This window comes from Streptomyces sp. P17, from assembly GCF_032436805.1.
In the GTDB taxonomy this organism is placed as follows: Bacteria; Actinomycetota; Actinomycetes; order Streptomycetales; family Streptomycetaceae; genus Streptomyces.
Genome location: NZ_JAVRBF010000154.1, coordinates 1 through 2,595, shown reverse-complemented (window position 1 = coordinate 2,595; position 2,595 = coordinate 1). Strand labels below are relative to the sequence as shown.

3 protein-coding genes and 1 pseudogene are annotated in these 2,595 nt (G+C 63.7%); 1 reads left to right on the top strand and 3 read right to left on the bottom strand.

The features are described from left to right. The first annotated feature begins 105 nt into the window (after window positions 1-105). Complete coding sequence (locus RMT89_RS39935) at window positions 106-396, top strand: hypothetical protein (RefSeq protein ID WP_315888652.1); 291 nt, start codon at window positions 106-108, stop codon at window positions 394-396. 332 nt (window positions 397-728) lie between these two features. On the opposite strand, the gene RMT89_RS39930 is transcribed toward RMT89_RS39935, so the two are convergent. From RMT89_RS39930 to RMT89_RS39920, 3 genes and pseudogenes are all read right to left on the bottom strand, one after another. Next, window positions 729-1,172: a hypothetical protein gene (locus RMT89_RS39930; protein ID WP_315888651.1), complete on the bottom strand. Its 444-nt coding sequence runs from the start codon at window positions 1,170-1,172 to the stop codon at window positions 729-731. A gap of 301 nt (window positions 1,173-1,473) precedes the next feature. Then, on the bottom strand, window positions 1,474-2,061 hold the full coding sequence (locus RMT89_RS39925; protein ID WP_315888650.1) for a hypothetical protein: 588 nt from the start codon (window positions 2,059-2,061) through the stop codon (window positions 1,474-1,476). A 226-nt stretch (window positions 2,062-2,287) separates the two neighbouring features. Beyond that, window positions 2,288-2,595 (bottom strand): annotated as a pseudogene (locus RMT89_RS39920) (hypothetical protein); the annotation flags it as partial.

Here is a 2,595-nt window from a genome sequence, read left to right as displayed (position 1 = left end):
CCCATCATCGCAGGTCACAAGGCTCTTCTTCATTCCCGGAGAAGTTGTCCACAGACGTCAGCCGGTGGATCCGGGCTACGTGATCGACGAAAGGGCGGGGGAAGGATGACGATGCCGAGCGAACTGCGGCTCCTCCCGTGGACGGGACCCGACGGCAAGCCCTGCCTCCTCAGCACCGATGACAGTGATGGCCACATGTCCCGCTTGGCCGACAGCGTCGAATCAGTGCAACTCGGCATGGCAACCGAACTTCTGGGCCAAGCGTCAGCCATGCTCGACGACGCCGACACGGACCCGAACGACCTGCCACTCCTGGCGAAGGACCTGGCCGGAGCCCTGAGGGACACGCTCCGCGTGGCAATCAGCCGCGGTCACCGCCTGGCACCGTTTGAGTAGCGCCATCCCGGAGAGCGGGGTATCTCAGAAGAAGATCCTTCTGAGATACCCCGCTTCTTGGTGTCATCGCTCTTCGCCGAGCGCCCGCGGATGTCCTTGTACGGCCCATTGCTTGCGGTAGGCCATGGGGACAGCACGTCGGGAGCGCTGTTCGCCTGATCGAGCCGTGGGCACCCAACTTCTGATCCGTAGCTTTACAGAGATCGGTCAACGAGGGTCATAGAGGCCATCGTTCGGCCCCAGAGAGCCGACGTGGGTCATGGGCGGTTGCTGTGGTTGTGCTGTACGGCACGGGCGCGTCAGCCGCGATGCCGGGACAGTCTCTCTCCGGATCAGATGGCGTCGATCTGCCAAGCGATCACACCGGTTGATCCTTTGGCGCCGTCGACGTTGATCCGAGCAAGCCCGTCCCCGGTGATCCGCTGCTGCACCACTGATTCATCGCAAGGCACTGATGCCTCTGTACCTGCCTTCGCGGGCACGAACTCCAGTTGCGCGCTGCCGCTGCCGACGCAGACCAAGTTGAGCCGGTAGGTCTTGCCCTTGCTCAGCCCGGGCTCGGCGTGGACGCCATCGCTCACACGCTCCACGCCGGCTTCGACCAACGTCCCGCTACTGACTGCGGCAATGGCCGCTTGAGCCCGCTCGGTGAGATCCTTTTCCGATGGCTCGGTCGCCGTTCGAGTCGTGCTTGGTGCTGGCGACGTTGACCGGGGTGCAGCGGCGTCCTCACCGCTGTCGGATGTCGTGCACGACGTGAGCAGGAACGCCGACATCACCACAGCGTATCCGGCGACCCGAGACGCTCTCGGGAGCGAATGGATCATGAGTTGGTTTCCCAGTACTTCCAGCCGGTTTCCTTGGTGGGCGCCGTCATCGTGCCGCTGCCGATCAGGCGGGGAGCGCCGGTCGCGTCCCGCGAGGTGGTGTAAGCGATCATGCGCTTCGCCTTCCGGTACCTGGCTCGCGATGATCTCTCCGTTGGCGCGGCACGCGAAGTGGCCCGGTCAGGCGCGGGGAGTGCCTCAGCCGGTCGAAGTACCCGGCGTGACCTGCGAGTTCCGGTCCGTTGATCGGCTACACCACCCGGCGGGACGCCATCGGAGCGCCGCAGCCATTGCCCACAGATTTGTATCGCTTCCAGCTCGCCTTGTACCCCCAGGAACCGTACTGCAGGTGACCGTACTTGTTCCTGCTGATTTCGTGGGTATAGGTGTGACCTGTGGTGACAGCTACGGTGCCGGTGATCTTGGCGGAGATCGTTGTCTTGGCCTTCGCGAGGAGCACCCCGGCCGACCACTCGCCGCTACCCGAAATTTCCAGAGCAATAGTGCCGCTCTTGGTCACGGACACCGACATGGTTCCGCCCGGCCCGTCCTTGTACTTGGTGCCGTTCCACCACGAAGGCACGTGATACGCCTTCTTCGACGAGAACTCGTACCAGGTATCTGGACCGGTACACCGACGCGTCTCCCGCTCGTCAATCGGCTGGTCGGTCTCGTCCTCCCAGCCCTGTCTGTCGTTGATGTCTGTCGTCTCATCGGCAGACACAACCAAGTCGTCAGCCGGCACTTCCTCTGCGGCAGCAGTGCCCGCAGTCCCGAAGCAGAGAAGCAGTGCGGCAGTGGCAGCGCCGGTCGAAGCGTGCCGTGTACCGATGCCCATGTGACACCTTTCCGGTGGACCGCCCCCGTGGCGATCAAGCACTTGGACACTATGTGCAGGGCATGTACGCGACAACAAGATGATCAATTCCCTGAGGAGAACCTGAGAGTCCAAGTCGCTGACGGTCGGCGCCCTCCACTCGGTGGGAAGCCCGAGCCCATGGCCCGGGAGTCGTGCTGGGAGCGGGGTCGACTCGAACTCGGGCTCTCAGTTTGGGAAGCTGCGATCATTTGCGGCGCGCTTGGGCGCTGACCTGGTCGAACGGCTGGGCTGTGGCCTCTTTGAGCTCGACTACCTTCACTGTGGTTCCCCGTTGCTCCCCGCTCGATCTGGTGCGGTTGTGGTGCGGGCGTGCCGTACCGAAGACCGGGTACTGTCCGGCATCGTAGATACGCGCGCCCTCTGGCAAGTCCTCCCATACCATGACGCGCGGCGTGCCGTGGGCGCCAGCCGTATGGGTCGTGTCCCTTGACGTGGTGTAGGCGATCATTCGTCGGTGGCGGGCAGCAGGGTGTTCTTGTCCGGATAGAGGCT